A 258-nucleotide genomic window follows, 5' to 3' on the forward strand; every position below is an offset into this window, starting at 1 on the left:
TTATGTAACTGTATAGCCGCTGCAATCACACCTTCTGCATTGAAGCCCAACCGGTTCATACCAGTGTTGTATTTAATCCAAACTACTCTGGTTGCGCTATCAGCGGCTGGCATATTGTCCAACGCCCACTGCAACTGCTGGTTATGATGAATCACGCAGCTAATATCATGCTCAATCGCTTGTTGCCACTCATCAGCGGTAAAGGCACCTTCGATTAAACCAATGGTTTTATCCCAGCCCAATTGTCTGGCTTCCAAC

Annotated in this window: 1 protein-coding gene; it reads right to left on the reverse strand. The window is 46.5% G+C overall.

Features of this window, described 5'->3' with window-relative positions; translation table 11 throughout:
* A partial coding sequence (locus AAEZ03_RS28020) for an alanine racemase (RefSeq protein WP_350583200.1) occupies positions 1-258 on the reverse strand: 258 nt, incomplete at both ends.

The organism is Pseudomonas sp. HY2-MNA-CIBAN-0224, assembly GCF_040310285.1.
In the GTDB taxonomy this organism is placed as follows: domain Bacteria; phylum Pseudomonadota; class Gammaproteobacteria; order Pseudomonadales; family Pseudomonadaceae; genus Aquipseudomonas; species Aquipseudomonas helleri.